Source organism: Actinocorallia populi (assembly GCF_002995495.1).
GTDB classification, from domain to species: Bacteria; Actinomycetota; Actinomycetes; order Streptosporangiales; family Streptosporangiaceae; genus Actinocorallia; species Actinocorallia populi.
This window is the reverse complement of record NZ_PVZV01000001.1, coordinates 115,464-140,603: the sequence shown is the minus strand read 5'-3', so window position 1 is coordinate 140,603 and position 25,140 is coordinate 115,464. Positions and strand designations below refer to the sequence as shown.

Sequence of the window (25,140 nt, the reverse complement as noted above, 5' to 3'; positions counted from 1 at the left end):
GCGTCAGAGGTCGGAGTCGTCCTGGCGGAGGGAGAAGAGTGAGAGCAGCGGGAACATCCGGCTACGGCGCTTGAGGCGGCCGCGGGTCCGGGCCACCAGTTCCGGCAGGGGTGACTCGGGCTCGTTCGCCGTCCGGGGGTGGGCGAGGATCGTCGGCTGGGGCCGTCCGCGGAGCGTGATGGCCTGGCCGGCCTCCCAGCGGAACGCCTCCAGCGGGTCGCAGTCCTCCAAGACGTCCGCGGAGGCGAGGACGCGCAGCGGGGAGGCGGTCTTCGCCAGGTCGCTCAGCCGGGCCGCCTCGTTCACGGGGTCGCCGATGACGGTGTACTCGAACCGCTGCTCGGCGCCGATGTATCCGGCGACGACCGTTCCGGCGGAGACGCCGATTCCGGCGGTGACCTCGGGCACCTCCAGCGGCAGCCGGGTGGCCATCTCCCGTCCGGCGGTGAGGGCGTGCCCGCCGGCCTGCTCCAGCGGAGTCGGGGCGCCGAAGATGGCGAGCGCGGCGTCGCCTTCGAACTTGTTGATCCAGCCGCCGTTGCGGTTCACGCAGTCGACGACGACACCGAAGAAGAGGTTGAGCAGCGCGACGACCTCGTCCGGCGGACGTTCGGCCGCCATCTTGGTGGATCCGGCCAGGTCGACGAAGAGAACGGCGACTTCCTTGATCTCGCCTCCGAGCGAGATGTCGGAGTTGAGGGCCAGTTCCGCGACATCGCTTCCGACGTGCCGGGAGAACAGATCTTGTAGGCGTTCGTGTGCGCGCAGCCCCGTGACCATGTTGTTGAACCCGGCCTGCAACTGCCCGAGCTCGCTCGCGTCGTAGACGGTGAGGCTCACATCCAGGTCGCCTTTCGCGACCCGCGCCATGCCGTCACGCACGTTTCTGATCGGGTCTCCGACGGCGCGTGAGGCCTCGAACGTCACCAGGAAGCTGACGGTCAGCGCCACCACGCCCAGAACGAGGCTGGAGGAGGCGACTTCGACCTGGACGAAGTCCGGGTCCACGAAGGCGACGATCGCGATGACGACCAGGCCGAGCAGCGGAACCGCCGTACCGAGCGCCCAGGCGAGCATCGCGCGGCTCGTCACCCGTGACATCAGGTGCTCGCGCGGCGGCTGCGTGGCCAGGACGAGGGCCGTCGCGGGACGCAGCAGGCGTTCGGCGAGCAGGTATACCAGCGCCAGAGTGGTGATCGCGCCCAGAAGGGAGGTCATCGCCACCTTGAGCGCCATCAGGGGGTGGAAGGTGGCGTTGATGACGGTCCAGACCAGGGCGCCGACGCCCCAGAGGACGGCCTGGATGAGGGTGAGCCGCGCGGGTCCGAGGAGGACGGCGTGGCGCTGCTCCCGGTCGGGTGTGCCCTGTTCCCGGACGAGCCGCCGTACGGGGTCGAAGAGCTTGAGTCCCCACCACATCACCAGAGGCGCGGCGACCACCGGATAGGAGAGGAAGGAGATCAGGTTGATCATGTTGATGTTCGGGCGGGCCTCGATGACCTCCTCCGGGTTGGGGAGGACCACCAGCACGAACAGCAGCACGACGATGCCGCCCACGCCGTTGGCGACGGCGACGACGGTGGCCAGCAGCCAGCGCACCCGCAGTTCCAGGCTGTTCCTGGGTGCGCCGGGCAGGGCCGCGAGCCTGGCTCCGAGTGCGTCGAGGCCGTGTGTCACCTGTTCCCGGTCCACCCGTCACCTCCGTCGCGCGTCACTCTACGCATCCCCTGGATCTCGGCGTAAGTCATGAGACGTACTCAGAGAGTGCGCCCTGGGGGGCGCCAGATGCTATGACGCACAACACAGGATCTGTGTTCTTTTTGTCTGGCTACTTAAAAGTAATATGCGGTGACCACAGACCGGAGGCACCCATGACCGCTTCGCCCGCGACCACCCCGCCCCCCGACGCCCCGGTCCCCGAGCAGCGGCTCGAGATGCTCCAGCCCGAGGACCTGCTGGAGACCGGCGGCTACAGGGGCTGCTTCGGCTGCGGCGAGGAGCACGAGTCCGGATTGCGGTTCCAGCGGACGGGCACCGACGGCAAGGCGGTCTACGGGCGGTTCACCGTCACCGATCTGCACCAGGGTTCGCCGGGCCTGGCGCACGGCGGCCTCCTGGCCACGGCCATGGACGAGATCCTCGGCACCGCCGCCTGGAACCTGGGCCGCATGGCCGTCACCGGACGCCTGGAGACCGACTACCGCCTCCCCGTCCCGGTGGGATCCGTCGTGCACCTGAAGGCCTGGTGCACCGGTGTGGACGGCCGCAAGATCTATCTCCAGGGCGAGGGGCGGATCGGTTCCCCGGACGGCCCGGTCGCCGTCCAGGCCGCCGCGCTGTTCCTGGAGGTCCCCCGTGAACACTTCTTCGGGGAACGCTGACCGGCGTCTGAACAGGCGATAACGTGCGGGTATGCGGCTCACCGGGATCATCGCCCCCGACCGCCCTCTTCTGGTCGTAGCCGCCGAAGAGGAAGCGGTCCACTTTAATCACGACCTTCCCCTTTTGCTCACTGGAATGGGAAAGGTCAACGCGGCGGTGGCCGTGGCGAGGGTCCTCGCCGTCCACCGCCCCGCCGAGATCGTCAACCTGGGCACGGCCGGGGCGCTCAGGCCCGGGATCAAGGGCACCCACGAGATCGCCCGGGTCGTCCAGCACGACCTGGACGGCGAGGCGATCGAGGCGCTCACCGGCCGCCCCACCGGCCTTCCCCTGGGGCTGCGGCCCGAGGGCCTGACGCTGGCCACCGGCGACGCCTTCGTCTCCTCCGAGAAGGTCCGCGCACGCCTGGCCCTGCAGGCGGACCTCGTGGACATGGAGGGCTACGCGGTGGCGTCGGCCGCCCATGCCGCGGGTGTCCCCGTCCGGCTCGTCAAGCACGTCAGCGACACCGCGGACGAAGAGGCCGCGCTGACGTGGAAGGAATCGGTGGAGGCCTGCGCCCGCGACCTGGCGGCCTGGGTCATGACTCACCTGTGACGTGTGACGTCCCGCTCCGGCAGGGGCGGCGGAGCGGGACGTCGGGTTCACACGCTGACGGACTCGAGTTCCTTGGGAACGGAGCGCAGCGCGTACAGTGCCGCCACGGCTGCACAGAGCGCGAGGAACGCGCTGCACAGCAGAGCGGTGTGCATGGCGTCGACGTAGGCGAGCTTGGCGGCTTCCAGTGTGCGTGCCGCGACATCCGCCGGGAGCGCGGTGGCCGCCTCGTACGCGCCGGGCAGAGAGTCTTCGGCCATCGCGGAGGCCGTGCCGGGAAGTCCCTCGGGAGTGTCCATACGGGAGCGGTAGACGGCGTTGACGACGGAGCCGAGCAGCGCCATCCCGAGCGCACCGCCGAGCTCTGTGGCCGTCTCCGAGACGGCGGAGGCGGCGCCGGCGCGTTCCTTCGGCACCGAGGCGAGGATCGTGTCGGACGTGACGGCCATGGCCACACCCATGCCGAGACCGTTGAGGATGAGGACGGGCAGCAGCGTCCAGTACTCCAGGTCCGTGCCGAAGGCGGTGAACGAGGCGAAGGCGCAGGCGGTCAGCAGCAGCCCGGCGGCGATCGCCTTCGCCCGTCCCACCGCGGAGATCAGCGGCGGGGAGAGCGCGGCTCCGCCCGCCATCGCGCCGAGGGCGCCGGGCAGCCCGGCCAGTCCCGCCTCCCACGGGCTCCAGCCGAGGACGAGCTGCCAGAACTGGGCGAAGACCAGCGACTGGGCGACCAGCGCGAACATCGCGAAGAGGTTGACCCCGACCGAGCCGGAGAAAGCGGGGATCCGGAACAGGCGCACGTCGATCAGCGGGTCGGCGATGAGGGCCTGCCGGCGGACGAACGCCACGAGCACCGCCACCGAGACGAGCCCGATGGCCGTCCGCTCCAGGTCGAAACCGCCGGTCGCGATCTCCTTCACCGCGTAGATGACGCCCACCATCCCGGCCGCCGACATCAGCACGCTCAACGGGTCGAGCCTGCCGGGCCGGGGGTCGCGCGACTCCCGCAGCACCACCGGTCCGACCGCCACCACGACGGCCATCAGCGGCACGTTGATCAGGAAGACCGCGCCCCACCAGAAGTGGTCGAGCAGCGCCCCGCCGAGCAGCGGTCCGAGCCCGACCCCGAGCCCGCCGACGCCCGCGAAGATCCCGACCGCCATCGTCCGCTCCGCCGATTCGGTGAAGGCGTTGCGGACGAGCGCCAGCGCCGACGGCATGATCGTCGCGCCCGCGATCCCGAGCAGCACCCGTCCGGCGATCAGCGTCTCGGTGGTGTGCGCGTAGGCCGTCAGCGCGGACGCGCCCGCGAACGCCACGGCCCCCGCGATCAGCAGCCTCCTGCGCCCGATCCGGTCGCCGAGCCAGCCCATCGTGATCAGCAGGCCGGCCAGCGCGAACCCGTACCCGTCCGCGATCCACAGGATCTCCGCCGCCGACGGCGCCAGCTCCCGCGTCAGCAGCGGTATCGCCAGATGCAGCGCCGTCATGTCCACCGACAGCACCAGCATCGCCGTACAGGCGATGACCAGTGTTCCCCACTTGGTGAGTTTCGTGCTCATGTCCCTGCTCTCCGGAGTCGTTCCCATCCCGGAGAGCGTCGCCTCCGCCGCTGACCGTGCGCTGACGATCGGCTGACCGGGCAGCGTGCGGGAGCGGGGAGAACAGGGGGCCGCCGCCCCTGAAGGCGGCCCCCTGCGTCCGGCGGACGCCGGAGGGGGCCGCCCGGACGCGGCGGGCGGCCCCCTCCGGACGGGAGGGTCAGGCGACGGTCTCGAGTTCGCGGACCGGCTCCGTCTCCGCCTCCTCGCCGGGGAAGCGGTGGGACCAGTGCCGGACCGCGCTGACCAGGCCCAGTGCCGCGACGGCGGTGATGAGGAGCAGCGCGGGGCGGAAGCTCTCGGGCATCTCCCCGCGGGTGACGGGGGCGTCGGAGACGATGGCCGTGCTCACGGCCAGCACCACCGCGCCGCCGATCTGGAAGGACGTCTGCACCAGGCCGGAGGCCAGCCCCTGCTCGTGGTCGGCCACGCCCGCGGTCGCCTGGGAGTTCAGCGAGCTGAAGGCGAGGGCGAAACCGGCGCCCAGCAGCAGGGCGGTGGGCAGGATGACGGTGGCGAAGCGGGGTTCGGCGTCCGCCCGCAGGAAGAGGGCGTAGGCCGCGATGAAGGACACCATGCCCAGCGCGATCAGACGGGCCGGCCCGTAGCGGGTGATCAGCCTGCCCATCGCGGAGCCGGAGAAGGCGACGATCAGCCCGGCGGGCAGCAGGGCCAGCGCCATCTCCAGCGGCGACCAGCCGAGGACGTTCTGCAGGTACAGGGCGACCAGGAACTGGAAGGCGACGTAGGAGCCGAAGACCGCCATCGCCGACAGGTTGGCGGAGACCAGCAGCTTGTTGCGGAAGATGCTCAACCGCACCAGCGGGTGCGCCACCCGCCGCTCGACGGCCACGAAGGAGACGGCCAGCACGGCGACCAGGGCGAAGGAGCCCAGCGTGCGCACGGAGGTCCAGCCCGCTTCGGGGGCGCTGACCACGGTGAACACCAGCAGGAGGAGGGCGCCGGTCGAGGTGACCGCGCCGAGCAGGTCATAGCCGCCCTCGTCCCGCTCGGAGCTGTGCGGGATGAGGTAGTGACCGGCGACCAGTGCCGCCAGCGCCAGGGGGGCGGGCAGCAGGAACACCACTCTCCAGTCGAACTCCGACAGGAGGCCGCCGAGGATCAGGCCGGAGGAGAAGCCGCTGGCGCCGAAGACGGTGTAGATGCCCAGCGCCCGGTTGCGCACGGGTCCTTCGGGAAACGTCGTGGTCAGGATCGAAAGGCCCGCGGGAGCGGTGAACGCCGCCGCCACGCCCTTGATGAAACGCGTGGCGATGAGCAGGGTCCCGTTGTCGGTGAAGACGCTGAGCAGGGACGCCACGGCGAACACCGCGAGCGCGACGAGCAGCACCCGCCGCCGGCCCAGGAGGTCGGCGGTGCGTCCGCCGAGCAGCAGCAGCCCGCCGTAGCCCAGGACGTAACCGCTGACGATCCACTGCAGCGTCGCGGTGGACAGGCCCAGGTCCGCCTGGATGGCGGGGAGGGCGACGCCGACCATCGAGACGTCGAGGCCGTCGAGGAAGAGGACGGTGCACAGGACGAGGAGGGTGCCCCAGAGGCGGGGCGACCACCGCGTCCCGGAGGAAGCGGGTTCGGAGGCGTCTTTCACGCTGCCGTGAGGGATCATGGAGCAAGAAGTTACATGCACACGCATTGGATGCGCAAGCATCAAATGCGTGTGCATATGATTCTGCTGCATGCTACCCTCGGCGCGTGAGCGAAGTCCGCGAGCAGGTGGAGGAGTGGCGCGAGCTGGCCCGCCAGGTCGCGGCGCTGTCCTGCCGCCTGGACAAGGCACTGCACGAGCACGGCCTGGGCATGAGCGAGTTCGAGGTCCTCGACCGCCTCGCCGACCACAAGGCCGAGCACGGCGACGCGGCCGGTGACAAGGGCCTGCGCATGCAGCAGCTCAGCGAAGAGGTGCACCTCACGCAGAGCGCGCTCTCCCGGACCGTCGCCCGCCTGGAGAAGGACGGGCTGGTCCGGCGCTCCATGTGCGCCCAGGACCGCCGCGGCGTCTTCGTCGCCCTCACCGGCGAGGGCGAACGCCGCTGGGAGAGGGCCTGCCCCTCCCACCGCGCCGTCATCGCCGAGGCCTTCAGCGGCTGAGCCGGTGAAGCGTGACGTTTTCCCGCGGGCCCGCACGGCGCGGGCGCTCGGCGGGAATGTCGAATGATTTTCCGCTCGCGGCAGGGAACGGTGAGTACGGCCGCCTGCCTGGTGCGACGGGCACCGCGTTCTGCGTAAAGTTGGTTTCCGCAGCTAGCGGTAGCGGCGCACTTCATTACGGCCATATCTGATTTCTCATAGTCTTTGGGCATGACAGATTGGGTGGTCGAACTGATGGAGAAGCTCGGTGCGCCGGGCGCCGGGCTGGCGATCGCGCTGGAGAACCTCTTCCCGCCCATCCCCAGTGAACTGATCTTGCCGCTGGCGGGCTTCACGGCCTCCCAGGGCGATATGAACGTGGTGGCCGTGCTGGTGTGCACGACGCTGGGCTCGGTCCTGGGCGCGCTGGCGCTGTACTGGGTGGGTGCGCTGCTCGGCCGCGAGCGCACGCTGGCCCTGGCCGCCAAGCTCCCCCTGGTGAAGCTCGACGACATCACCAAGACCGAGGCGTGGTTCCTCAAGCACGGACGCAAGACGGTGTTCTTCGGCCGGATGATCCCCATCTTCCGGAGCATGATCTCCATCCCGGCCGGGGTGGAGCGGATGCCGATCGGCGTCTTCACCCTGCTGACCGCGACCGGCAGCCTCATCTGGAACACGATCTTCGTCATGGCCGGCTACACCCTGGGCGAGAACTGGGAGCTGGTCGAGAAGTACGTCGGGATGGGCTCCAAGGCGGTCCTGGCCATCGTGCTGGTGGCCGTGCTGGTCTTCGTGGGCATCAGGCTGAACGAGAAGTACCGGGGGCGGAGCGGCGACGAGGACGGGGACCAGGGCGACCGGCCCCAGCCGGGCCGGCCGGGCCAGGGCGGCCAGGGCCACCCGGGTCAGAACCACCCCGGCCAGCCCTACCAGGGCCAGGCCCAGCCCCACCCGGGCCAGCCCGCCCCGCAGGGCCGGCCCTACCAGGGACGGCACTCCCAGGACCGGCCCCACCAGGTTCAGCCCCACCAGGTCCAGCCGTACCAGGGCCGGCCCCCTCAGCCTCAGCCCCAGCCGTACCAGCCCCAGCCCCAACCTCACCAGCCTCAGCCCTATCCGGGTCAGGGCGGCCAGCCCTACCAGGGCCGGCCCCCGCAGGCCCAGACCCGCCGCGACCGGCCCTACCAGGACGGTCCGGGCCAGGGCGGCCAGGGCCACCAGGGATGGAACCCGCCCCGCACCTGAGGACGCGGCCCGGGAACGGCGGCCGCCGGCTTACGGCGAGTCCGGTCTCACGGCCGGTGGAGGCCGTCCGCCAGGACATGGCCGCGGGTGACGGCGGTGATGCCGCCGTCCTCCCGGGTGGCCGCGACCAGCCCGGGAGGGCCGGGGACGAAGCCCGGCACCGCGGCGAGGCCGTCGGTCTCGGCGACGGCGAGGAGCCGGATCCGGTCGGCGCCGGGAACGTGCAGGGTGATCCGCGCCCCCTTGGCGGGGATACCGCGGAAGCGGACCTCCGAAGGCCAGGTGCCGGTGCGGGTGCCGGTGACGGGAACGCCCACCGAGCCGAACCGGCCGGCGTCCACGGCGGCACGGGCGATCGGGCGGTCGAGCCGCAGCATCACCGAGCGTGCGCCCCTGCCGGGAGTCACGCGCAGCTCGAACGTGTCCCCTCTGCGTTCCAGGACGGTGACCCGCGGGCCGTCGGCCTGGATCGCCGGTGCGGGCCCGGTCCACAGCGCGCCCCGCGCGTACCCTTCGGGAAGCGCCTCGGTGTCGTGGCCGGAGACGTACCTCCTGGTCCACTCCGCGGGCTCGGCGTCGGCGCTGACCCAGTGGGCCGTGCGTGTGTCGGCGTCCATGACGTACGCGAGGTGCGTGCGCCGCGGGCGTTCCGCGTTGTAGCCGTCCACCGCGAGGCCGATGCCCACCAGTCCCGCCGCCAGGACGACGGCCGCAAGGGGCACGCCGAGGACGACGGCGCGTCTCGGCTTGGTGTCCGGCTCGGGCAGGAACAGTTCCACGATCGGCAGCAGGCAGATCCCGAACAATGCGAGCACCAGGGCGCTCGCGCCGCCGAGCGCCAATCCCATGCCGTCGAAGACGTTCCCGGCCAGTGCGGGCAGCAGTACCGCGGCTGCGACGGGTCCCGGCATCGCCGCGGCCACCCGTGCCCAGGCGGGACCGTTGAACAGGACCGCGGCCAGCCCGCCGAGCGCGCCCAGCAACGCCGGCAAGGTGAACAGGTAGGCCATCCCGGGAGCGGACCAGGCGCACAGGAGGCCCAGACCCGCGAACCAGATCAGTGCGCCGACCGCCATCGCAGCCGGTCCGAGCCTGCGGCGCAACAGCAGGTACCAGCCGAGTACGGCCAGCGCGGACAGGGCGACGACGGCGGCCCGGAACGGTTGCGGCCGGTGCAGGAGCCCGCCCATGAGGTCGTAGGAGGGGCGCCAGAACACCAGCAGCGACCACAAGGCCTGCGCCAGGACGACCGACAGGATCAGCGGAACCGCAGCAGAGACCACCGCCCACAACAGCCGGGGAAGGCTGAGCAGCCGCCTGACGCGGCCGAGTACCGCCAGTCCCGCCACCGCGAGGACGGCCAGCGCGGCCAGCGGCAGGACGATCGGGTCCGGATAGCTGATCATCTTGCCGAAGGCGCGGAAATAGGTGCTGTCGTGGTCGGATTCCAGGGCGGCGAGGTCGGTGTTCCCGAGGGCGCGGGTCAGCGCGAGCATGTTCGCGCCGTGGTGCTGCAGGCTGCCTTGGTCGAGGTTGGCGAGGTCGTCACCGGCTGTGTGGTAGTGCGAGGAGCGCTCGATGTAGGCAAAGTTCATGCCGCGGAATCCGGCCTTGGTCAGCGGGGTGAAGTCGGTGTTGTTCGGCAGCATCCGGTACAGCGTCACCATGGAGGAGTCGCCGCGCGGGTCGGGGACGGCGTTGATGAAGGTCTCGACCAGCCGGGTGTTGTCCCTGGACGTCTCGAACATCATCGACGGGCCGCTCACTCCGCGGGCCTCCCAGTTCAGCAGCACCCCGCCCGCGCGGCCCAAGGGGTGTTCCCGGACGAACGCCTCGGCGCCCAGCACGCCGTCCTCCTCGCCGTCCGAGATGAGCAGGACGATGTCGTTGCGCAGGCCGGGGCCGGTCCGCAGCGCCCGTACGGTCTCGATCATCGCGGCCACCGCGGCGCCGTCGTCGGAGACGCCCGGACCCATGGCCGCGGAGTCGTAGTGGGCGGCGATGAGCACCGTGCCGGTGGAATCGGTCCCGCGCAGCCGGGCCACGATGTTGTCGACCTGGCCGAAGGTCGCCAGTCCCGTCGAAGACCGCGCCCCGACGGCCTGCTGGACCTCGACGTCGAGGCCTGCGGAGCGCAGCTGCCCGGCCAGGTAGGTCCTGGCCCGGTTGTTCGCGGGGCTGCCGATGGGACGCGGTTCGGCGGCGAACTCCCGCAGGTGGACGAGGGCGCGCCCGGCGCTGAACTCCCTTTCCGGCGCTGAGGCGGGCAGAGGGCGCATCGCACCGTCCGTCAGGGCGGACAACACGATCAATCCGGTCAGCAGGAGAAGGGCGGCGGTGCCGGCCGGCACCCGTCCGGGAACGTCGAACAACTTTCCGATCATGGTGGGGAACGGTAGGTTCGGGCACCCGGCCGGTGGAATGAGGTCCACGCCCGGTCATACCTGTGGTTTTCCTCAGTTCAAGTCGGCGGCGCACTTCATTCCGGCGGCGTCCGATCCTTCATAGCTTTGCGGCATGACGGACTGGGTAGTCGAACTGATGGAAAAACTCGGAGCTCCGGGCGCCGGGCTGGCGATCGCGCTGGAGAACCTCTTCCCGCCCATCCCCAGTGAACTGATCTTGCCGCTGGCGGGCTTCACCGTCTCCCGGGGCGAGATGAACCTGGTGGCGGTGCTGGTGTGCACGACGCTGGGCTCGGTCCTGGGCGCGCTGGCGCTGTACGGAGTGGGTGCGCTGCTCGGCCGCGAGCGCACGCTCGCTCTCGCGGCCCGGCTTCCGCTGGTGAAGCTCGACGACATCACCAAGACCGAGGCGTGGTTCCTCAAGCACGGACGCAAGACGGTGTTCTTCGGTCGGATGATCCCCATCTTCCGGAGCATGATCTCCATTCCGGCCGGGGTGGAGCGGATGCCGCTCGGTGTCTTCACGCTGCTGACCACGGCGGGCAGCCTCATCTGGAATACGCTCTTCGTCATGTCCGGTTACCTTCTGGGCGAGAACTGGGAGCTGGTCGAGAAGTACGCCGGTATGGGCTCCAAGGCGGTGCTCGGCCTGGCGCTGGTGGCCGTGCTGGTCTTCGTGGGCGTCAGGCTGAACGAGAGGCACAAGGGACGGCATGCGCTCCATGACTGAGGGGCTGCGGCTGGCCGGGGCGGTGACCCTCGGCGCGGTCACCGCCCTGCTCGGCCTGCTGCTGCTCCTGCCGGTGCTGCCGTTCGCCGGCCGTCCGGCGGTGCGCAGGGCGGCCCGGCGGCTGACCGTGTTCGAAGCCCGCCGCCTGGGCCTCGACCCCGTGTCCCTCGGGCTCGGGTCGGACCGCTCCGACGGACGCGAGCTGCGTTATCTGGCGGCCAGGCTGCCGGTGGGCGTGCTCGGCGGCCTGGTGGTCGTCCTGCTGGGCTGCGGCCTCGGAGCGGTGGTCGTCATCTCCTGGTCCTGGGGGCGGGGAGTGCCGGTCGACGGCATGCTGCCGAGCGTGCCGCTGCTCGTCTACTTCTGCCTGATGGGGCTCGTCCTGCTGTTCCTGGACCTGTCGGGGCTGGCGGGAGCGCACGCACTGGAGCGGCGGCTGGCCCTGCGCATGCTCGGCCCCGATCCCACTGAGGCACTGCAGCGCCGCATCACCGAGCTGGCCGAAAGCCGCGCGGGCGTCCTGGCGGCCGTCGATTCCGAGCGCCGCAGGATCGAGCGCGACCTGCACGACGGGCTCCAGCAACGGCTGGTGGCACTGTCCATGATGATCGGACGTGCCCGCAGGGGACGGCAGGAGGCGCTGGAACAGGCGCATGAGCAGGCCCAGCAGGCTCTCGCGGAGTTGCGGGAGGTCGCCTGGCGGGTCTATCCGTCAGGGCTGGACTCCCTGGGGCTCGCCAACGCGCTGGAGGGCGTGGCCGAACGCGCCGGAATCCCGGTCAAGGTCGTCTGCGATCTGCCCGAACGGCTGCCGACGGAGGTGGAGACGGCGTCTTATTTCGTGGTCAGCGAGGCGGTGACCAACGCGGCCAAGCACGCCCGCGCCTCCACGGTCACCGTCGAGGTCCGCGAGCGCGACACAATGATCGTCGTGTGCGTACAGGACGACGGCGTGGGCGGGGCGGACGCGGCGGGCGGCGGATTGTCGGGACTGGCGCGGCGGGTGGCCGCGCTGGACGGCCGTTTCACGGTGGCCAGCCCGTCCGGCGGACCCACCACGATCACGGCGGAGCTGCCGTGCGGGTGATCCTGGCCGAGGACTCCGCGCTGCTGCGCGAGGGCCTGGTGCGGCTGCTGGCGGAGGAGGGCCACGAGGTGCTCGCCGCGGTCGGCGACGCCGACGCGCTGCTCGAGGCGGTGGCCCTGCACGGGCCCGAAGCGGTGGTGGCCGACGTGCGGATGCCGCCCACGCACACCGACGAGGGGCTGCGCGCCTCCCTGGAGATCAGGCGGCGCTGGCCGGACGTCAAGGTGCTGATCCTGTCGCAGTACGTGGAGAAGAAGTACGCCACCGAGTTGATGAGCGCGAACGTCGAGGGCGTCGGCTACCTCCTCAAGGACCGGGTGGCCCAGGTGGGCGACTTCCTGGACGCGCTGGAGCGGGTGGGCGCCGGGGGAGCGGCGTTCGACCCGGAGGTGGTGCGGCAGCTGCTCGCGCGGACCAGCCACACCGACCCCCTGGCCCGGCTGACCCCCCGGGAGCGCGAGGTGCTGGAGCTGATGGCGCAGGGTCTGACCAACGCCTCGATCGCCCAGGCCCTGCACGTGTCGCAGAGCGCGGTGGAGAAGCACGTCAACGCCCTGTTCGACAAGCTGGAGCTGTCGCACACCGCCGGTTACAGCCGCCGGGTCCTGGCTGTCCTGCGCTACCTCGGCTCCTGATCCGCTACGGCGCGTCCAGGATCTTCACCAGGGCGCGCAGGCCTTCGAGCACCTCGGCCGCGGTGGGGGCGTTGTCCGGGTCGCTGAGGCACTGGATCATCACGCCCGACGCCAGCGCCGTTTGGACCATCCCGAGCGTGCGCGCGGAGCGCTCGGAGACCTCTTCCTCCGGTACGCCCTCCAGGATTCCCGCCATCCCGTACCTGCCCTGGCCGAGGCCCCCCGCCAGGGCGTCGCGCAGCTCGGGCCGCCGCTGCGCCTGCATGAACAGCTCCACGGAGGCCAGCCACAGGTCCGGCTGCTCGCGGAACTGCTCGATGAGGCTCTCCCACATGCGCGCGTAGCCCTCTGCGGCGGAGTCTCCGTCCTCGGTGACGAGTGCGCGTCCCGTACCGGAGCCGCCCTCGTCGAGGAGAGCGAAGAGCGCCTGGTTGAGCAGCGCCTCCCGCGATCCGTAGTGGTAGCCGATGGCCGCCATGCTGACGCCCGCGGCGGTGGCGATGTCGCGGACGCTGGTGCGGTCGTAGCCCTTCTCGCGCAGGCATTTCTTGGCTCCTGCGAGCAGATCTTCACGGTTGCCCATGCGCCGCAGCATACCCCCGGATTAGATCGAACGCATAGGACGATCGCCTTAGGCGAATGTCTTGCGCGTTCGTCTTGCGCGATCGCCCAAATCTCTGTACCGTCCTCGGCATGCGGATCATCAAGAACGTTTCTCTGGCAACGGCGGCTCTGGTGGCAGCGGGTCTCGGCTGGGTCGGGATGACCTCCACCACGGCTGAGGCGGGCAGCACGAAGCACGACGAAGTGGTCGGCACGACCCTGGGCGAGTTGCGCGGCACCGTGAAGAACGGCGTGCGCAGCTTCCAGGGCATCCCGTACGCGGCTCCGCCGGTGGAGGAGCTGCGCTGGAAGTCACCGCAGCCCGCCGAGCCCTGGCAGGGCGTGCGCGAGGCGACTTCCCCGGGAGCGGCCTGCGCGCAGCCGGTGGGCTACCCGATCGGGGTGCCGAGCGAGAACGAGGACTGCCTCTACCTGAACGTCACCGCTCCTGCCGGCGCCAAGGGCGACCTCCCTGTGATCGTGTGGATCCACGGCGGCAGCCTGATGTACGGCACCGGCGACATGTACAAGCCCGAACGGATGGCCGCCGCCGGCGCGGTCGTGGTCTCGATGAACTACCGGCTGGGCGTCATGGGCTTCCTGGCCGACCCGTCGCTGAAGGAGTCGGGCGGCCTCGGCCTGGAGGACCAGCAGGCCGCGCTCCGCTGGGTCCGCGCCAACGCCGCCGCGTTCGGCGGCGACGCCCGGAACGTGACGGTCATGGGCGAGTCCGGAGGCGGGTTCGCCGTGTGCGGCCACCTCGCCTCGCCGCGGTCGAAGGGCCTGTTCGACCGCGCCATCGTGCAGAGCGCCCCGTGCGTCACGGGCAGCTCACGCACCAGGGCGGAGGCCGAGGCCGACAGCGAGCGGGTGATCAAGGCGGTGGGCTGCGAGAAGGACACCGCGGCGTGCCTGCGCGACAAGTCCGCCGCCGAGCTGATGGAGGCGTACGGGGCGTACGCCGATCCGCTGCCGATGAGCGGGACCCGGCTGCTGCCGGTGGCTCCCGAGAAGGCGCTGCGTACCGGGAAGTTCAACCGGGTTCCGGTGCTCATCGGGGTCAACCACGGCGAGGAGCGCGGGATGATCCTCGGTGAGGAGCTGGCGACCGGGAAGCCCATGCGGCCCGAGGCCTACGAGCCGGCCCTCCGCGAGCAGTTCGGCGACAAGGCCGGCGCCGTGCTGAAGCGCTACCCGCTGAGCGCCTTCCCCTCGGCGGGAGAGGCCCTGGCCGCGGCCAGGACGGACTCGGCGTGGTCGGCGCCGACGCTGGACACCGCACGGCTGCTGTCGCGGTGGACGCCGACCCGGATGTACGAGTTCGCCGAGGCCGAGACCCTCTGGTACAAGGGCTACCCCGAGCCCAGCTTCGAGCCGGGCGCCAACCACATGGTGGAGCTGGCCTACCTGTTCGACATGGACCTGTTCGAGGAGCGGACGCCCGAGCAGAACCGGCTGGCCGACCGGATGATCGACGCTTGGGTGGGCTTCGCCGAGACGGGTGAGACGGCCTGGCCGGGCTTCCGCGACACGGCGGACGAGCGGTACGTGCAGTCCCTGACCTCGGGAGACTGGAAGCGGACGGAGTTCGTGAAGGACCACCACTACCGCTTCTGGAGCACTCAGGGCGCGTAAGCACGGGTAGCGCGCCGTCAGGCGCACGTCCTTCAGCGCGCATCAGTCGCGGGTGGTGTGCGCGCCCCTGCGAAAGAACTTCAGCCGGCGCACGATGACGAAGGCCGCTCTCCGGGATCCGGGGAGCGGCCTTCGCGTGTGCAGACGTCAGATGCGGTCGGCCGGGATGACTCCGAGGCGGCCGGCCTGGAAGTCCTCGAAGGCCTGCTGGAGCTCGGCGCGGGTGTTCATGACGAACGGGCCGTAGTGCGCGATCGGCTCTCCGATCGGCTGTCCGCCCAGAAGGACGACCTCGAGGGCGGGCTTGTTGGAGTCCTGCTTGGCGTCGGCGGCCAGCGTGATGCTGGAGCCCTTGCCGTACACGGCGAGCTGCGCGGTCCTGATCGGGCGGTCCTGCGTGCCGACCGTGCCCTGCCCCGCGAGCACGTACGCGAGGCCGTTGAACGACGGGTTCCACGGAAGCGTCAGGCGGGCTCCGGGGCTGACCGTCGCGTGGATCATCGTGATCGGCGTGTGCGTGGAGCCGGGTCCGCGGTGGCCGTCCAGCTCGCCCGCGATGACCCGCAGCAGCGCGCCGCCGTCGGGGGTGGTCAGCAGGGTGATCTTCTTCCCGGCGATGTCCTGGTAGCGGGGCGCGATCATCTTGTCCCTGGCGGGCAGGTTCACCCACAGCTGCAGCCCGTGGAACAGGCCGCCGCTCATGACGAGGTGCTCCGGCGGGGCCTCGATGTGCAGCAGTCCCGAGCCCGCGGTCATCCACTGGGTGTCGCCGGGGCCGATCTTGCCGCCGCCTCCGGCGGTGTCCTGGTGGTGGAACTCGCCGTCGATGAGGTAGGTGACGGTCTCGAAGCCGCGGTGCGGGTGCCAGGGGGTGCCCTTGGGCTCGCCCGGCGCGTAGTCCACCTCGCCCATCTGGTCCATCATGATGAACGGGTCGAGGTGGCGCGGGTGCACTCCGGAGAAGGCCCGGTGCACGGGGAAGCCCTCGCCCTCGAAGCCCTGGGGGGCGTCGGTCACGCCGAGCACGGGCCGCGGCGCGCCGTTCGCCGGGTCGGGGACGGGGATGCGCGGCAGGGTGAGAGGGTTCTCCACGGTGACGGCGGGCATGGGCCCTCCTTCAGGCTCGGTGGCGCTGGAGCGCTCGGTCACCGGCTCCAACATGTTGAATTTTAAACTTATTCCGCGAGGGCGGCCAGCCCCCGGAACGTTCAGATGGGCACGAAAACCGTCAGCTGCTTGGGATGCTTCGTGAAGACGATCGGGGTCCGGGCGTCCTCGGTCTCCCCGTCATGGGCCACCCGGAGGCGGAGGCCGTTGCGGGATGTGACCGTCAGCGACTCCACGAGCGTGCTCTCGTAATCCGACAGCGGCCAGAGCCGTCCTGCCAGGACGACCGCCAACGCGCGCAGCCGCCGTAGATGCCGCTTCACCGACACCAGACGGACGTCCAGCAGCGCGTCGGTGAGGTTGTCTCGGGTGGTCGGGATGGCACCGCGCGTTCCGTACTCGCAGTTGCCGATGAAGGCCAGCCACACCTGGCGCGGCTCCCCGTTCACCGTGACGTCCACCGGCGTGGCATGACGCAGCACCCGGAAGGCCGAGATGGCCAGCGCGGGCCACTTGCCGATCCGCTTCTCCAGTCCTTCCCTTCTGTCGACCAGCTCTGAGTACGCCCCGAAGCTGGCCGTGTTGAGGAACAGCACGTCGTTCAGGGCGGCGACGTCCACGCGTGCCACGCTGCCGCTCCAATAGGCGTCCAGCGCGTCGGAAACCGTCTCTATGCCGAGCGTCTTGGCGAAGTGGTTGAGCGTCCCCAGCGGTAGGACGAGCAGGGGAACGTCATGGCGGAGGGCCGCGGCCGCCGCCGCGCTGACCGTCCCGTCTCCTCCGCAGACGGCGAGGACCCTGGCCCGCTGGGCCGCGTCCTCGAGAGTGCCCTCGAGGTCTTCCTGGCAGTTCACGAACTCGGCGTGGGGGAGCTCCGTACGCAGGTCGGCGATCGTCTCCGGGTCGTTGTTGGAGACCACGATGACGCCCGCGCCCTGGGAATCCCGGGGTTCGATCACCCGGTTGAGGTTCGTCACATGGGCCGGTGCCTGGGTGGGCCACAACAACCGGGTCGTCGCCCCCGCGACGGCGCCGGAGAGGATTCCGGCCAGCACGTCTCCGGGGTAGTGGGCGCCGGTGTAGATCCGGCTGAACGCCACGCCCGCCGCGAGCCCGAGAACGGGCAAAGCCACTCTTTTAGGTGCTTCCAGGGCGATGGCGGTGGCGAACGCCGCGGCCGAGGCCGAGTGCCCGGAGGGAAAAGAGGGCGAAGTGGGGATGCGGTGAATCCGTATCGGAGGCACGTTATGGATGAGCGGACGCCGCCGCCGAAACAACTGTTTACCCACCAGATTGATCGAGGGACTTGCAAGTCCGATCGCGATCACTCCGCGCAACGCCCCGCGGCGCAGCGCGGGAATTCCCGTCGACCCCAGCGCCCCCGCCAGGCCGAACCAGAGCATCCCGTGATCGGCGGCCTTCGACAGCCGGGGCAGCACGAATTCCAGCCCGCGCAGCCGGGCGGCGGCCACGCTGTCGAACGCACGGCGATCGATTTCGGCCAGGTCCATGCGCGTCGTATCCCCGTAAGGGAACCGTTTCTACCGTGTGAATCGTCACAGCCTGTGTCATCATTCGATGATCTAGACAAGGAAGGGAGCGCCATTTTGACAGTCGACGGCCTGCTCACCGCTTTCCGTACGATCGACGTCCAGGAGAAGGGCCGGCTCGATCTCGTCGGGTTCACCATGGTCCTGGACGAGTTGGGCCTGGTGTGGAGCAAGGCCGAGACGCAGGAGCGCTTCGAGCGTGCGGACACCAACTACGACGGGTACATCACGTTCGACGAGCTCGAGAGGATGCTCGACACCCTCTGAGTCGTCCACAGGTCCCGCCCCAGGAACGTTCCCGGCTCCCTAGACTGGCCGGGTGACTTCCCCCGGAGCGCAGGACGCACTGGACGCACTCAGACGCGTCTTCGGCTATGACTCCTTCCGGCCAGGCCAGCAGGAGATCATCGAACACGTCGTCGCCGGCGGCGACGCGCTGGTCCTCATGCCGACCGGCGGCGGCAAATCCCTGTGCTACCAGATCCCGGCGCTGGTCCGGCCCGGCGTCGGGGTGGTGGTCTCGCCGCTCATCGCGCTCATGCAGGACCAGGTGGACGCCCTGCGGGCCCTGGGCGTCCGCGCCGCCTTCCTCAACTCCACGCAGAACCTCGACCAGCGGCGCGAGGTCGAGCGCTCCTTCCGCGCGGGGGAATTGGACCTGCTGTATCTCGCGCCGGAACGGCTGCAGCTGGAGTCCACCGCCCAGCTGCTCGACCAGGGCAAGATCGCGCTGTTCGCGATCGACGAGGCGCACTGCGTCTCCCAGTGGGGCCACGACTTCCGGCCCGACTACCTCGCCCTGTCGATGCTGCACGAGCGCTGGCCGGACGTGCCGCGGGTGGCGCTGACGGCCACCGCCACCGAGGCCACCCACACCGAGATCACCGAACGGCTGGGGCTGAAGGCCGCCCGGCACTTCGTCGCCAGCTTCGACCGCCCCAACATCCAGTACCGGATCGTCCCCAAGAACAACCCGACCAGGCAGCTGCTGGAGCTGCTGCGCACCGAGCACCCGGGCGACGCGGCGATCGTCTACTGCCTGTCGCGCGCCTCGGTGGAGAAGACCGCGGACTTCCTGGCCGACAACGGCGTCCCCGCGCTGCCGTACCACGCGGGCCTCGACGCCGGCACCAGGGCGCGCCACCAGTCCCGCTTCCTGCGTGAGGACGGCCTGGTGATCGTGGCGACGATCGCGTTCGGCATGGGCATCGACAAACCGGACGTGCGCCTGGTCGCGCACCTGGACCTCCCCAAGTCGATCGAGGGCTACTACCAGGAGACCGGCCGCGCCGGACGCGACGGCCTGCCGTCCACGGCGTGGATGGCCTACGGGCTGGCCGACGTCGTGCAGCAGCGCAAGATGATCGACTCCTCGGACGGCGACTTCGCCTACCGGCGCGCCGCCACGATCCACCTCGACGCCATGCTGGCACTGTGCGAGACGGTCACGTGCCGCCGGACGCAGCTGCTGGCCTACTTCGGCGAGGGCGGCGGGCAGCCGTGCGGCAACTGCGACACCTGCCTCGTCCCGCCGGAGTCCTGGGACGGCACGATCGCCGCGCAGAAGTTCCTCTCGGCCGTCTTCCGGCTGAAGAACGAGCGCAACCAGAAGTTCGGCGCCGGCCAGATCATCGACGTCCTGCTCGGCAAGGAGACCGAGAAGGTCAAGCAGTACCGCCATGATGAGCTGTCGGTCTTCGGCATCGGCACGGAGCTGCGCGAGGCGGAGTGGCGCGGCGTCGTCCGCCAGCTGCTGTCCCGCGGCCTGCTCGGCGTGGAGGGCGACTACGGCACCCTGGTGCTCACCGACACCAGCGCCGAGGTCCTGGGCCGCCGCATGGAGGTCCACATGCGGCGCGAGCCCGAACGCCCCGCCAAGATCGCCAAGACCTCCCGCACGTCGTCCGCGGCCCCCGTCGACCTCGCCGAGGCCGACAAGCCGCTCTTCGAGCGCCTGCGCGCCTGGCGCGCCGCCACCGCCAAGGAGCAGGGCGTCCCCGCCTACGTCATCTTCCACGACGCCACCCTCCGCGAGATCGCCACCCGCCGCCCCCCCACCCTCGCCGAGCTGGGCTCCATCAGCGGCATCGGCGAGAACAAGCTCAACCGCTACGGCGAACAGGTCCTGGAGGTCCTCGCCGAACCCTGACCCCGGCCGCCGCCCGAGGACCACCCCGGACAAAGCCCTGTCGACGCCTGCGCCGCGGCCGAGGCTCTGCGGAGATGTTCTCCAGCGGAGCCGGGGTCCTCTGGAGGCGTTCTCCGGTGGAGCCGAAGCCCTGCGGGCGGTCTTCGACGGAGCCCTGATCGTGCTCTGCGAGCGGTTCCTGCCGCGGTCGGCGCCCTGTGGGCCGTCTGCGGCGAGGCCGGTCGACGCGCCTTCAGGCAGGGTGTCTCGTCGCGGCTCTCAGTCCTTGTCCTTGCGATACGCCACGAGCGGGGAGCCCGAGGCGGGAGTGGCCACCAGGGTCAGGCCGTGGTGACGGTGGGTCCAGGCGGGGAAGGAGCCGAAATAATAGGAGTTGTCGTAGAGGTGGTGGGATGACGTGTCCTCGCCGGTGCGGAGGTCAAGGACCGTCACCCGGTCCGGGTGCCCCTTGTATCCCTCGTAGACGAGGACGATCCCGTCGTCCTGGACGGAGAACGCGTCCACCTGGCCCATATCCCAGGTACGGCTCCAGAGAGGCCGGCCGTCGAGCCCGTAGGCGGTCATCATGTTGTCCACGTCCCTGTCGCGGTCGCGCAGGGCGTAGATCATCCCGTTCCGGACCTGCACGCTCATCCCATGGACGAGGGGAAAGGACGGGTCGTCGAAGGGGATCCGCCCCTCCCTGCCGGTGACCGGTATGACGCCGGAGGGTTCCGCGTCGCCGGTGAAGGCCAGGATCCGGTCGTCGCCGCCTTCTCCTTTCTCCCGCACCCGGATGACCGCCGGTTCGGCGGACAGGACGGAGACGGTCTCGATCTTCCGTTGTCCGGGTACCGGGACGGACCAGATCGGCTTTCCGGTCGTGACGTCGATGGACTCCAGAAGGACCCGCTTCTTGCACCGCCAGACGACGGCGAGCCGTCCTGCGGAGATCCCGAGCTCGTCCTCGGCGGGTTCGAAGGCGCAACCGCGCTTCGCCCGTGCTTTCCACAGCTCCTTACCGGAGCGCGGATCGAAGGCCCGTACCCCGTCGGCTGCGGGCAGGACCGCCGCCTCGGAAGCGACCGCCAGCACTCCGATCAGGCTGAAGGAATGCACGAACTCACCCAGAACGCGCTTCCACAGCACCTTTCCCGTGGCGGTGTCCAGCGCCACCACCTGGCGGCAGGGTTTGTCCTCCTCCGCGTACCCGATGAGTCCCACGCCCGCGCCCCCGCCCGCGTTCGGGCTCATCATGCAGACGACCTGCGCGCCCTGGAGTCCGTACTTCCAGCGCACCCGCCCGTCCATCCCGTAGGCGACGGCCCCGTCGGAGCGGACCCGCACCACCGAGTCGCCGGCCATCCACATGCCCTTGCCCTCCAGGCTGGCGGGCAGGTCCGCCTCGATCTCCCAGGCGGGGACCATCCGCGCGTCACGTGAGCGGTCTCCGACGCCGTACCCCGCCACGCCTCCGAGCAGGAGCGCGACGACCATCACCACGCATCCAAGACCGCCCACTTCCCCGGACTTCGCTCCCTCAAGGTTGAGGGCGGCGAGGAGGATGCCCGCGACGAGCAACACGGCGAACACAATGAAGCTCACCAGGTCGCCGCTCCCCCCGAAGAGAAAACCGAGCGAGCTTCCTAGGAGAAAAGCCCCGCCGGCGCACGCGGCTATTTTCATCGGGTTCATGGTCCCCGGTCCTTGGTGGGCGCACCGAAACGCCTGTAAGGCTACTGGACGGATATTTCCTGCCAAATGGCGGACCGGAGGGCGCTCGAAGGAAGTCGGCGGCTCTGCAGAGGCGCTCGATGGCCGGTGGGGCGGGGGCCTCGGGAACCGGAGGCGCCGGCGGCACGGTCCCGGCCAGGGCTTCGAACAGCCAGGATGCAGGGGTGGCCTTCGCCGCGGGATCGGCGGGGTCGCCGTCTCGGAAAAGTACATCCCGTTTTTCGGTGCGACCTTCCCGAAGAAAAAGACATCGGGGACGAAAAGGCTGGATTTTCTGCGGTGCTCTTTCGGGTTCGCCGAACGGCGCGGATTCGCTGGAACGGTGGGAACGGCGGGGCGGGTCAGGGGGTCTGCTGGGCGATCTGGGCGAGGAAGGCGGCGTTGGAGGGGGTCTGCTGGATCTTGTCGCGGAGGAGTTCGAGGGCCTGGCGGTCGTCGAGGGCGTGGAGGACGCGGCGGAGGCGGCCGGTGAGGTCGTGCTCGACGGGGGACAGGAGGAGGTCCTCGCGGCGGGTGCCGGAGGCGGCGAGGTCGATGGCGGGGAAGAGGCGCTGGTCGGCGAGCCTGCGGGAGAGGCGGAGCTCCATGTTGCCGGTGCCCTTGAACTCCTCGAAGAAGACCTCGTCCATGCGGGAGCCGGTCTCGACCAGGGCGGTGGCGAGGATGGTGAGGGAGCCGCCCTCGGCGAGCTGGCGGGCGGCGCCGAAGAAGCGTTTCGGCGGGTAGAGGGCGGTGGTGGCCACGCCTCCGGCGAGGATGCGGCTGGAGGACGGGGCGAGGAGGTTGTGGGCGCGGCCGAGCCGGGTGAGCGAGTCGAGCAGGATCACCACGTCGCGGCCCTGCTCGGCGAGGCGCTTGGCGCGTTCGACGGCCAGCTCGGCGACGGCGACGTGCTCGGCGGGCGGCCGGTCGAACGTCGAGGCGGCCAGCTCCGCGCCCGGCAGCCTGCGCCGCAGGTCGGAGACCTCCTCGGGGCGTTCGTCGACCAGCAGCAGGATCAGGTGGCATTCGGGGTGGTTCGCGGTGATCGCCTGGGCGATCTCCTGAAGGATGATCGTCTTGCCGGCCTTGGGCGGGGCGACGATGAGCCCGCGCTGCCCCTTGCCGACGGGGGCGACGAGGTCGATGATCCGGCCGGTCCGCCCCTGCCCGAGGTGCAGCCTCCGGTGGGGGTGCACGGGCGTGAGCCGGGCGAAGTCGGGACGGTCCCGCCGGGGCGGCCCGTCCACGGTGGCCAGGACGTTCTTGCCGCCCCGGCCCTGCGAGCCGCCGCGCTCCGTGGAGCCGCCCCGGCCCTGCGGCCGGGCGGTGCCCGTCACGCGGTCGCCGGAACGCAGTCCGTGCCTGCGGACGAGGGCGAGCGGCACCTGGACGTCGTCGGGGCCCGGCGTGTAGCCGTCGACCCGGACATAGGCGTTCTTGTCGGTGACGGCCAGCGTCCCGGTCACGGGGACGACGGCGGTGGAGAGGGTTTTTTCTTCGGTGATGGTCATGGGCTGTCCCAGGGGAGGCGGCACGCGAAAGACGGGTTTCGCCGTGCGAACGAGAGGCGCTGCGCGAAAGGAAGGCGCTGAGCGCGCGGGGATCGGCGTCGAGCCGAGAGAAGAAAGGCGGTTCGCTGGATCAGCGGAAAGAATCTTCGCCTCCCCTGGATGATAACACACCCCGCGCGCTGCTCGTCACCCCAGCTTGGCGTGGTCCCAGGAGGTGATCTTCGTGGGCTCCAGGATGACCACGACGCGCTTGCGCATCATGTGCAGGATGCCCTCGACGATGGCGGGGTCGGCCTCGGCGGGGTCCTTCGGCGGCTCCATGCCGATGATCTGGTGCCCGACGACGATGCCGACCGGGTGGAGGATCTCCGGGTCGTCGGTGACGAGGGCGTTGCCGGTGAGGCTGGCGCCGCGCAGCTCGTTGTAGTCGGTGCCGGCCTCCACCAGACAGGTCATCACGGGGTTGCGCTGGAGGTTGAGCACTTTCTGGGAGTTCTTGTAGGTGGTGAAGGCGATCTTGCCGTCCCACAGGGTGTAGAACATCGTGACCAGGTGGGGCGCGCCGTCCTTGCCCAGGCTCGCGATCTGGACCTTGCGTTCTGCGGCCAGGAACGCGCCCAGCTCCTCGTCGGTCATCTTGATCGCGTCGCGTTTGCTCATGGGGGGAGTCTCCGAATCAGGTTAGATAATTCGGACCCAGCGTAGGCACAACAGGCCCGTCGCCGCCAGGCTCCACTGTGGAGACATGGCGTACCCCCGTTCACCGGGGCCTCAGCACAACGCGCGGGCGGTCAGCGCCGCCGCCAGCAGCCGGAAGCCCTCGGCCCCGGACGGGTCGAGTCCGGTGAGGGCGGCGATGTTGCGCAGCCGGTAGTCCAGGGTGTTGCGGTGCACCTGGAGATCAAGGGCGGACTGCCGCCGGTTGTGCCCGTTGCGGACATAGACGCGCAGTGTGTCCATCAGCTCGGGACGCTCGTCCAACGGGTCCAGCTTGGCCGCCAGTTGCGCCAGGGCGTTGCCGGGACGGGCCAGCTGGTACTCCAGCAGGACGTCCTCCATGCGGTACAGCCCCGGCGGACGCCCCAGGCGGGTGACGAGTTCGGCCACTTCGGTGGCCTCCCGCAAGGCGGCCGGCACGCTTTCCGTTCTTTCGGCCAGGGCCGCGGAGATTGTCACAGGATGTTCAGAGGAGGAGACGATCCCCGCCATGAGCTCGTCCAGCCGTAGATCGGCCCGCACAGGCAACAGCGCCGTTCCTGTGTCGCCGTCGAATCTGGCGAGTACACGCGCTTCGGCATAGGCGTCCAATGCGGCTTGCGATGCCGTGAGGTTCCCGCCTTCCGCCGTCCGCAAGACGAGCACCTCGTACGAGGCGGCCAGCGGAACACCTGCCCCGCTCGCCAGATCACCGGCAGGAGCCCCCGAAAGCAGGGCTTCGAGCATCGCGCGACGTGCTTCCTGCTGTTCCCCGTGCCGCTGCACATGCGCCAACGTCACCGCGGGTGCGGCCGAACGCAGATAACCGAACAGATGAAGCCCCAGCGCACCCAGTTCTTCGGCCTCATCAGGGCGTGCCTCCTCCATGAGCGCCTTCCAGCACAGCTCGACGGCCAGGAGATAGGCGGTGAGCACGGCCTCCAGCGGCACCCCCTGCTCGGCTCTCAGCGCCGACCACGCGATGACCTCCGCACGTTCTTCGGCGTTGAACGCGCGCCGCTCCTGCAGCACCCGCAGGGAGATCCGCAGGTTCGCCTCTATCGCCTGCCGCAGCGGCCCGTCCAGGACGGCCTGCGGCTGCCCGGCGTAGAACGGCACCTGCCGCTGCAGTTCCTCCGACAGGCGCGACGTGAGTTCGGGAAGCCGTCCCGCCAGCCACCTGTGAAGCCGAAGTTCGCTCATTGACACGATGCTGGCCCACCGGTTTCCCGCGGTCCATGGGCCCGCGGCACGCCGCCGGGTGTTCCGGTTGTGCATGTGCCCAATGGCGGCGGCCGCGTCTCCGGTCGGCGGCTGGACGGCGGGGCGCTCTGGCGTGGGCGGTTGTGCGTCCGCCCAATCGCGCCCCTTGATCCAGGTCCGACGCCTATCGCCTGGACGGGGGCGCAGAGCGCATCCTC

Annotated in this window: 21 protein-coding genes; 10 read left to right on the top strand and 11 right to left on the bottom strand. The window is 70.3% G+C overall.

The annotated features are described in order from the left end of the window. Positions 1 to 3 precede the first annotated feature (3 nt). Positions 4 to 1,692, bottom strand: coding sequence for an adenylate/guanylate cyclase domain-containing protein (locus C2865_RS00700; RefSeq protein ID WP_232835271.1), 1,689 nt, complete (start codon positions 1,690 to 1,692; stop codon positions 4 to 6). A 179-nt stretch (positions 1,693 to 1,871) separates the two neighbouring features. Here C2865_RS00700 and C2865_RS00695 point away from each other — a divergent pair, with 179 nt between their 5' ends. Together C2865_RS00695 and C2865_RS00690 are read left to right on the top strand one after the other, a co-directional pair. Then, positions 1,872 to 2,381, top strand: coding sequence for a PaaI family thioesterase (locus C2865_RS00695; RefSeq protein ID WP_106396323.1), 510 nt, complete (start codon positions 1,872 to 1,874; stop codon positions 2,379 to 2,381). Positions 2,382 to 2,412: 31 nt separating this feature from the next. Further along, positions 2,413 to 2,979 carry a nucleosidase gene (locus C2865_RS00690; RefSeq protein WP_106396322.1) on the top strand — a complete coding sequence of 189 codons (567 nt, stop codon included), beginning with the start codon at positions 2,413 to 2,415 and terminating at the stop codon, positions 2,977 to 2,979. A gap of 47 nt (positions 2,980 to 3,026) precedes the next feature. Here the strand turns inward: C2865_RS00690 and C2865_RS00685 are convergent, their stop codons facing one another. Together C2865_RS00685 and C2865_RS00680 are read right to left on the bottom strand one after the other, a co-directional pair. Then, positions 3,027 to 4,541, bottom strand: coding sequence for an MFS transporter (locus C2865_RS00685; RefSeq protein WP_106396321.1), 1,515 nt, complete (start codon positions 4,539 to 4,541; stop codon positions 3,027 to 3,029). Positions 4,542 to 4,740: 199 nt separating this feature from the next. Continuing rightward, positions 4,741 to 6,207 carry an MFS transporter gene (locus tag C2865_RS00680; RefSeq protein WP_106396320.1) on the bottom strand — a complete coding sequence of 489 codons (1,467 nt, stop codon included), beginning with the start codon at positions 6,205 to 6,207 and terminating at the stop codon, positions 4,741 to 4,743. Between the two features lie 86 nt (positions 6,208 to 6,293). On the opposite strand from C2865_RS00680, the gene C2865_RS00675 reads away from it, so the two are divergent. Next, a complete protein-coding gene (locus C2865_RS00675; RefSeq protein WP_232835270.1) occupies positions 6,294 to 6,689 on the top strand; it encodes a MarR family winged helix-turn-helix transcriptional regulator in 396 nt (131 codons plus the stop codon). Positions 6,690 to 6,899: 210 nt separating this feature from the next. After that, a complete protein-coding gene (locus C2865_RS41700; protein ID WP_157963492.1) occupies positions 6,900 to 7,916 on the top strand; it encodes a DedA family protein in 1,017 nt (338 codons plus the stop codon). Between the two features lie 47 nt (positions 7,917 to 7,963). On the opposite strand, the gene C2865_RS00665 is transcribed toward C2865_RS41700, so the two are convergent. After that, the gene (locus C2865_RS00665; RefSeq protein WP_232835269.1) at positions 7,964 to 10,300 is read right to left on the bottom strand and encodes a M28 family peptidase; all 2,337 of its coding nucleotides are present in this window, start codon (positions 10,298 to 10,300) and stop codon (positions 7,964 to 7,966) included. A 133-nt stretch (positions 10,301 to 10,433) separates the two neighbouring features. Here C2865_RS00665 and C2865_RS00660 point away from each other — a divergent pair, with 133 nt between their 5' ends. From C2865_RS00660 to C2865_RS00650, 3 genes are read left to right on the top strand one after another with little or no spacing between them, the layout of a single operon-like run. After that, the gene (locus C2865_RS00660) at positions 10,434 to 11,051 is read left to right on the top strand and encodes a DedA family protein (protein WP_106396318.1); all 618 of its coding nucleotides are present in this window, start codon (positions 10,434 to 10,436) and stop codon (positions 11,049 to 11,051) included. After that, complete coding sequence (locus C2865_RS00655) at positions 11,035 to 12,138, top strand: sensor histidine kinase (protein WP_106396317.1); 1,104 nt, start codon at positions 11,035 to 11,037, stop codon at positions 12,136 to 12,138. The genes C2865_RS00660 and C2865_RS00655 overlap by 17 nt, the downstream gene beginning before the upstream one ends. Then, positions 12,129 to 12,773, top strand: coding sequence for a response regulator (locus tag C2865_RS00650; RefSeq protein WP_198652803.1), 645 nt, complete (start codon positions 12,129 to 12,131; stop codon positions 12,771 to 12,773). Before C2865_RS00655 ends, C2865_RS00650 begins: the two co-directional genes overlap by 10 nt. Positions 12,774 to 12,777: 4 nt before the next feature. Here C2865_RS00650 and C2865_RS00645 read toward each other — a convergent pair whose 3' ends face one another. After that, positions 12,778 to 13,356: a TetR/AcrR family transcriptional regulator gene (locus C2865_RS00645; protein WP_106397395.1), complete on the bottom strand. Its 579-nt coding sequence runs from the start codon at positions 13,354 to 13,356 to the stop codon at positions 12,778 to 12,780. A gap of 110 nt (positions 13,357 to 13,466) precedes the next feature. Between C2865_RS00645 and C2865_RS00640 the strand changes: the two genes are divergently transcribed. Continuing rightward, positions 13,467 to 15,011, top strand: a complete 1,545-nt coding sequence (locus tag C2865_RS00640) for a carboxylesterase/lipase family protein (protein ID WP_198652802.1) — start codon at positions 13,467 to 13,469, stop codon at positions 15,009 to 15,011. A 147-nt stretch (positions 15,012 to 15,158) separates the two neighbouring features. Here C2865_RS00640 and C2865_RS00635 read toward each other — a convergent pair whose 3' ends face one another. Together C2865_RS00635 and C2865_RS00630 are read right to left on the bottom strand one after the other, a co-directional pair. Continuing rightward, positions 15,159 to 16,118 carry a pirin family protein gene (locus C2865_RS00635; protein WP_106396316.1) on the bottom strand — a complete coding sequence of 320 codons (960 nt, stop codon included), beginning with the start codon at positions 16,116 to 16,118 and terminating at the stop codon, positions 15,159 to 15,161. A gap of 101 nt (positions 16,119 to 16,219) precedes the next feature. Beyond that, positions 16,220 to 17,629 carry a bifunctional phosphatase PAP2/diacylglycerol kinase family protein gene (locus C2865_RS00630; RefSeq protein ID WP_106396315.1) on the bottom strand — a complete coding sequence of 470 codons (1,410 nt, stop codon included), beginning with the start codon at positions 17,627 to 17,629 and terminating at the stop codon, positions 16,220 to 16,222. Positions 17,630 to 17,725: 96 nt separating this feature from the next. Here C2865_RS00630 and C2865_RS00625 point away from each other — a divergent pair, with 96 nt between their 5' ends. After that, positions 17,726 to 17,935 carry an EF-hand domain-containing protein gene (locus C2865_RS00625; RefSeq protein ID WP_106396314.1) on the top strand — a complete coding sequence of 70 codons (210 nt, stop codon included), beginning with the start codon at positions 17,726 to 17,728 and terminating at the stop codon, positions 17,933 to 17,935. A 52-nt stretch (positions 17,936 to 17,987) separates the two neighbouring features. Continuing rightward, complete coding sequence (gene recQ / locus C2865_RS00620) at positions 17,988 to 19,817, top strand: DNA helicase RecQ (RefSeq protein WP_106396313.1); 1,830 nt, start codon at positions 17,988 to 17,990, stop codon at positions 19,815 to 19,817. Positions 19,818 to 20,075: 258 nt separating this feature from the next. Here the strand turns inward: recQ and C2865_RS00615 are convergent, their stop codons facing one another. From C2865_RS00615 to C2865_RS00600, 4 genes are all read right to left on the bottom strand, one after another. After that, the gene (locus tag C2865_RS00615) at positions 20,076 to 21,401 is read right to left on the bottom strand and encodes an outer membrane protein assembly factor BamB family protein (protein ID WP_157963491.1); all 1,326 of its coding nucleotides are present in this window, start codon (positions 21,399 to 21,401) and stop codon (positions 20,076 to 20,078) included. A gap of 470 nt (positions 21,402 to 21,871) precedes the next feature. Continuing rightward, positions 21,872 to 23,023: a transcription termination factor Rho gene (gene rho, locus C2865_RS00610; protein ID WP_106396311.1), complete on the bottom strand. Its 1,152-nt coding sequence runs from the start codon at positions 23,021 to 23,023 to the stop codon at positions 21,872 to 21,874. Between the two features lie 186 nt (positions 23,024 to 23,209). Further along, positions 23,210 to 23,683 (bottom strand): pyridoxamine 5'-phosphate oxidase family protein, encoded by a 474-nt coding sequence (locus tag C2865_RS00605; protein ID WP_106396310.1) that lies wholly within the window; start codon positions 23,681 to 23,683, stop codon positions 23,210 to 23,212. A gap of 111 nt (positions 23,684 to 23,794) precedes the next feature. Beyond that, the gene (locus C2865_RS00600; RefSeq protein WP_106396309.1) at positions 23,795 to 24,922 is read right to left on the bottom strand and encodes a PucR family transcriptional regulator; all 1,128 of its coding nucleotides are present in this window, start codon (positions 24,920 to 24,922) and stop codon (positions 23,795 to 23,797) included. Between the last annotated feature and the right edge of the window lie 218 nt (positions 24,923 to 25,140).

Bases quoted from the DNA above. Each gene is read 5' to 3' on its own strand.
- C2865_RS00645 (WP_106397395.1), bottom strand. From the start codon at position 13,356: ATGGGCAACCGTGAAGATCTGCTCGCAGGAGCCAAGAAATGCCTGCGC.
- C2865_RS00600 (WP_106396309.1), bottom strand. From the start codon at position 24,922: ATGAGCGAACTTCGGCTTCACAGGTGGCTGGCGGGACGGCTTCCCGAA.
- C2865_RS00665 (WP_232835269.1), bottom strand. From the start codon at position 10,300: ATGATCGGAAAGTTGTTCGACGTTCCCGGACGGGTGCCGGCCGGCACC.
- C2865_RS41700 (WP_157963492.1), top strand. From the start codon at position 6,900: ATGACAGATTGGGTGGTCGAACTGATGGAGAAGCTCGGTGCGCCGGGC.
- C2865_RS00695 (WP_106396323.1), top strand. From the start codon at position 1,872: ATGACCGCTTCGCCCGCGACCACCCCGCCCCCCGACGCCCCGGTCCCC.
- C2865_RS00690 (WP_106396322.1), top strand. From the start codon at position 2,413: ATGCGGCTCACCGGGATCATCGCCCCCGACCGCCCTCTTCTGGTCGTA.
- C2865_RS00660 (WP_106396318.1), top strand. From the start codon at position 10,434: ATGACGGACTGGGTAGTCGAACTGATGGAAAAACTCGGAGCTCCGGGC.
- C2865_RS00655 (WP_106396317.1), top strand. From the start codon at position 11,035: ATGCGCTCCATGACTGAGGGGCTGCGGCTGGCCGGGGCGGTGACCCTC.
- C2865_RS00605 (WP_106396310.1), bottom strand. From the start codon at position 23,683: ATGAGCAAACGCGACGCGATCAAGATGACCGACGAGGAGCTGGGCGCG.
- C2865_RS00640 (WP_198652802.1), top strand. From the start codon at position 13,467: ATGCGGATCATCAAGAACGTTTCTCTGGCAACGGCGGCTCTGGTGGCA.
- C2865_RS00630 (WP_106396315.1), bottom strand. From the start codon at position 17,629: ATGGACCTGGCCGAAATCGATCGCCGTGCGTTCGACAGCGTGGCCGCC.
- C2865_RS00680 (WP_106396320.1), bottom strand. From the start codon at position 6,207: ATGATCCCTCACGGCAGCGTGAAAGACGCCTCCGAACCCGCTTCCTCC.
- C2865_RS00685 (WP_106396321.1), bottom strand. From the start codon at position 4,541: ATGAGCACGAAACTCACCAAGTGGGGAACACTGGTCATCGCCTGTACG.
- C2865_RS00635 (WP_106396316.1), bottom strand. From the start codon at position 16,118: ATGCCCGCCGTCACCGTGGAGAACCCTCTCACCCTGCCGCGCATCCCC.
- rho (WP_106396311.1), bottom strand. From the start codon at position 23,023: ATGACCATCACCGAAGAAAAAACCCTCTCCACCGCCGTCGTCCCCGTG.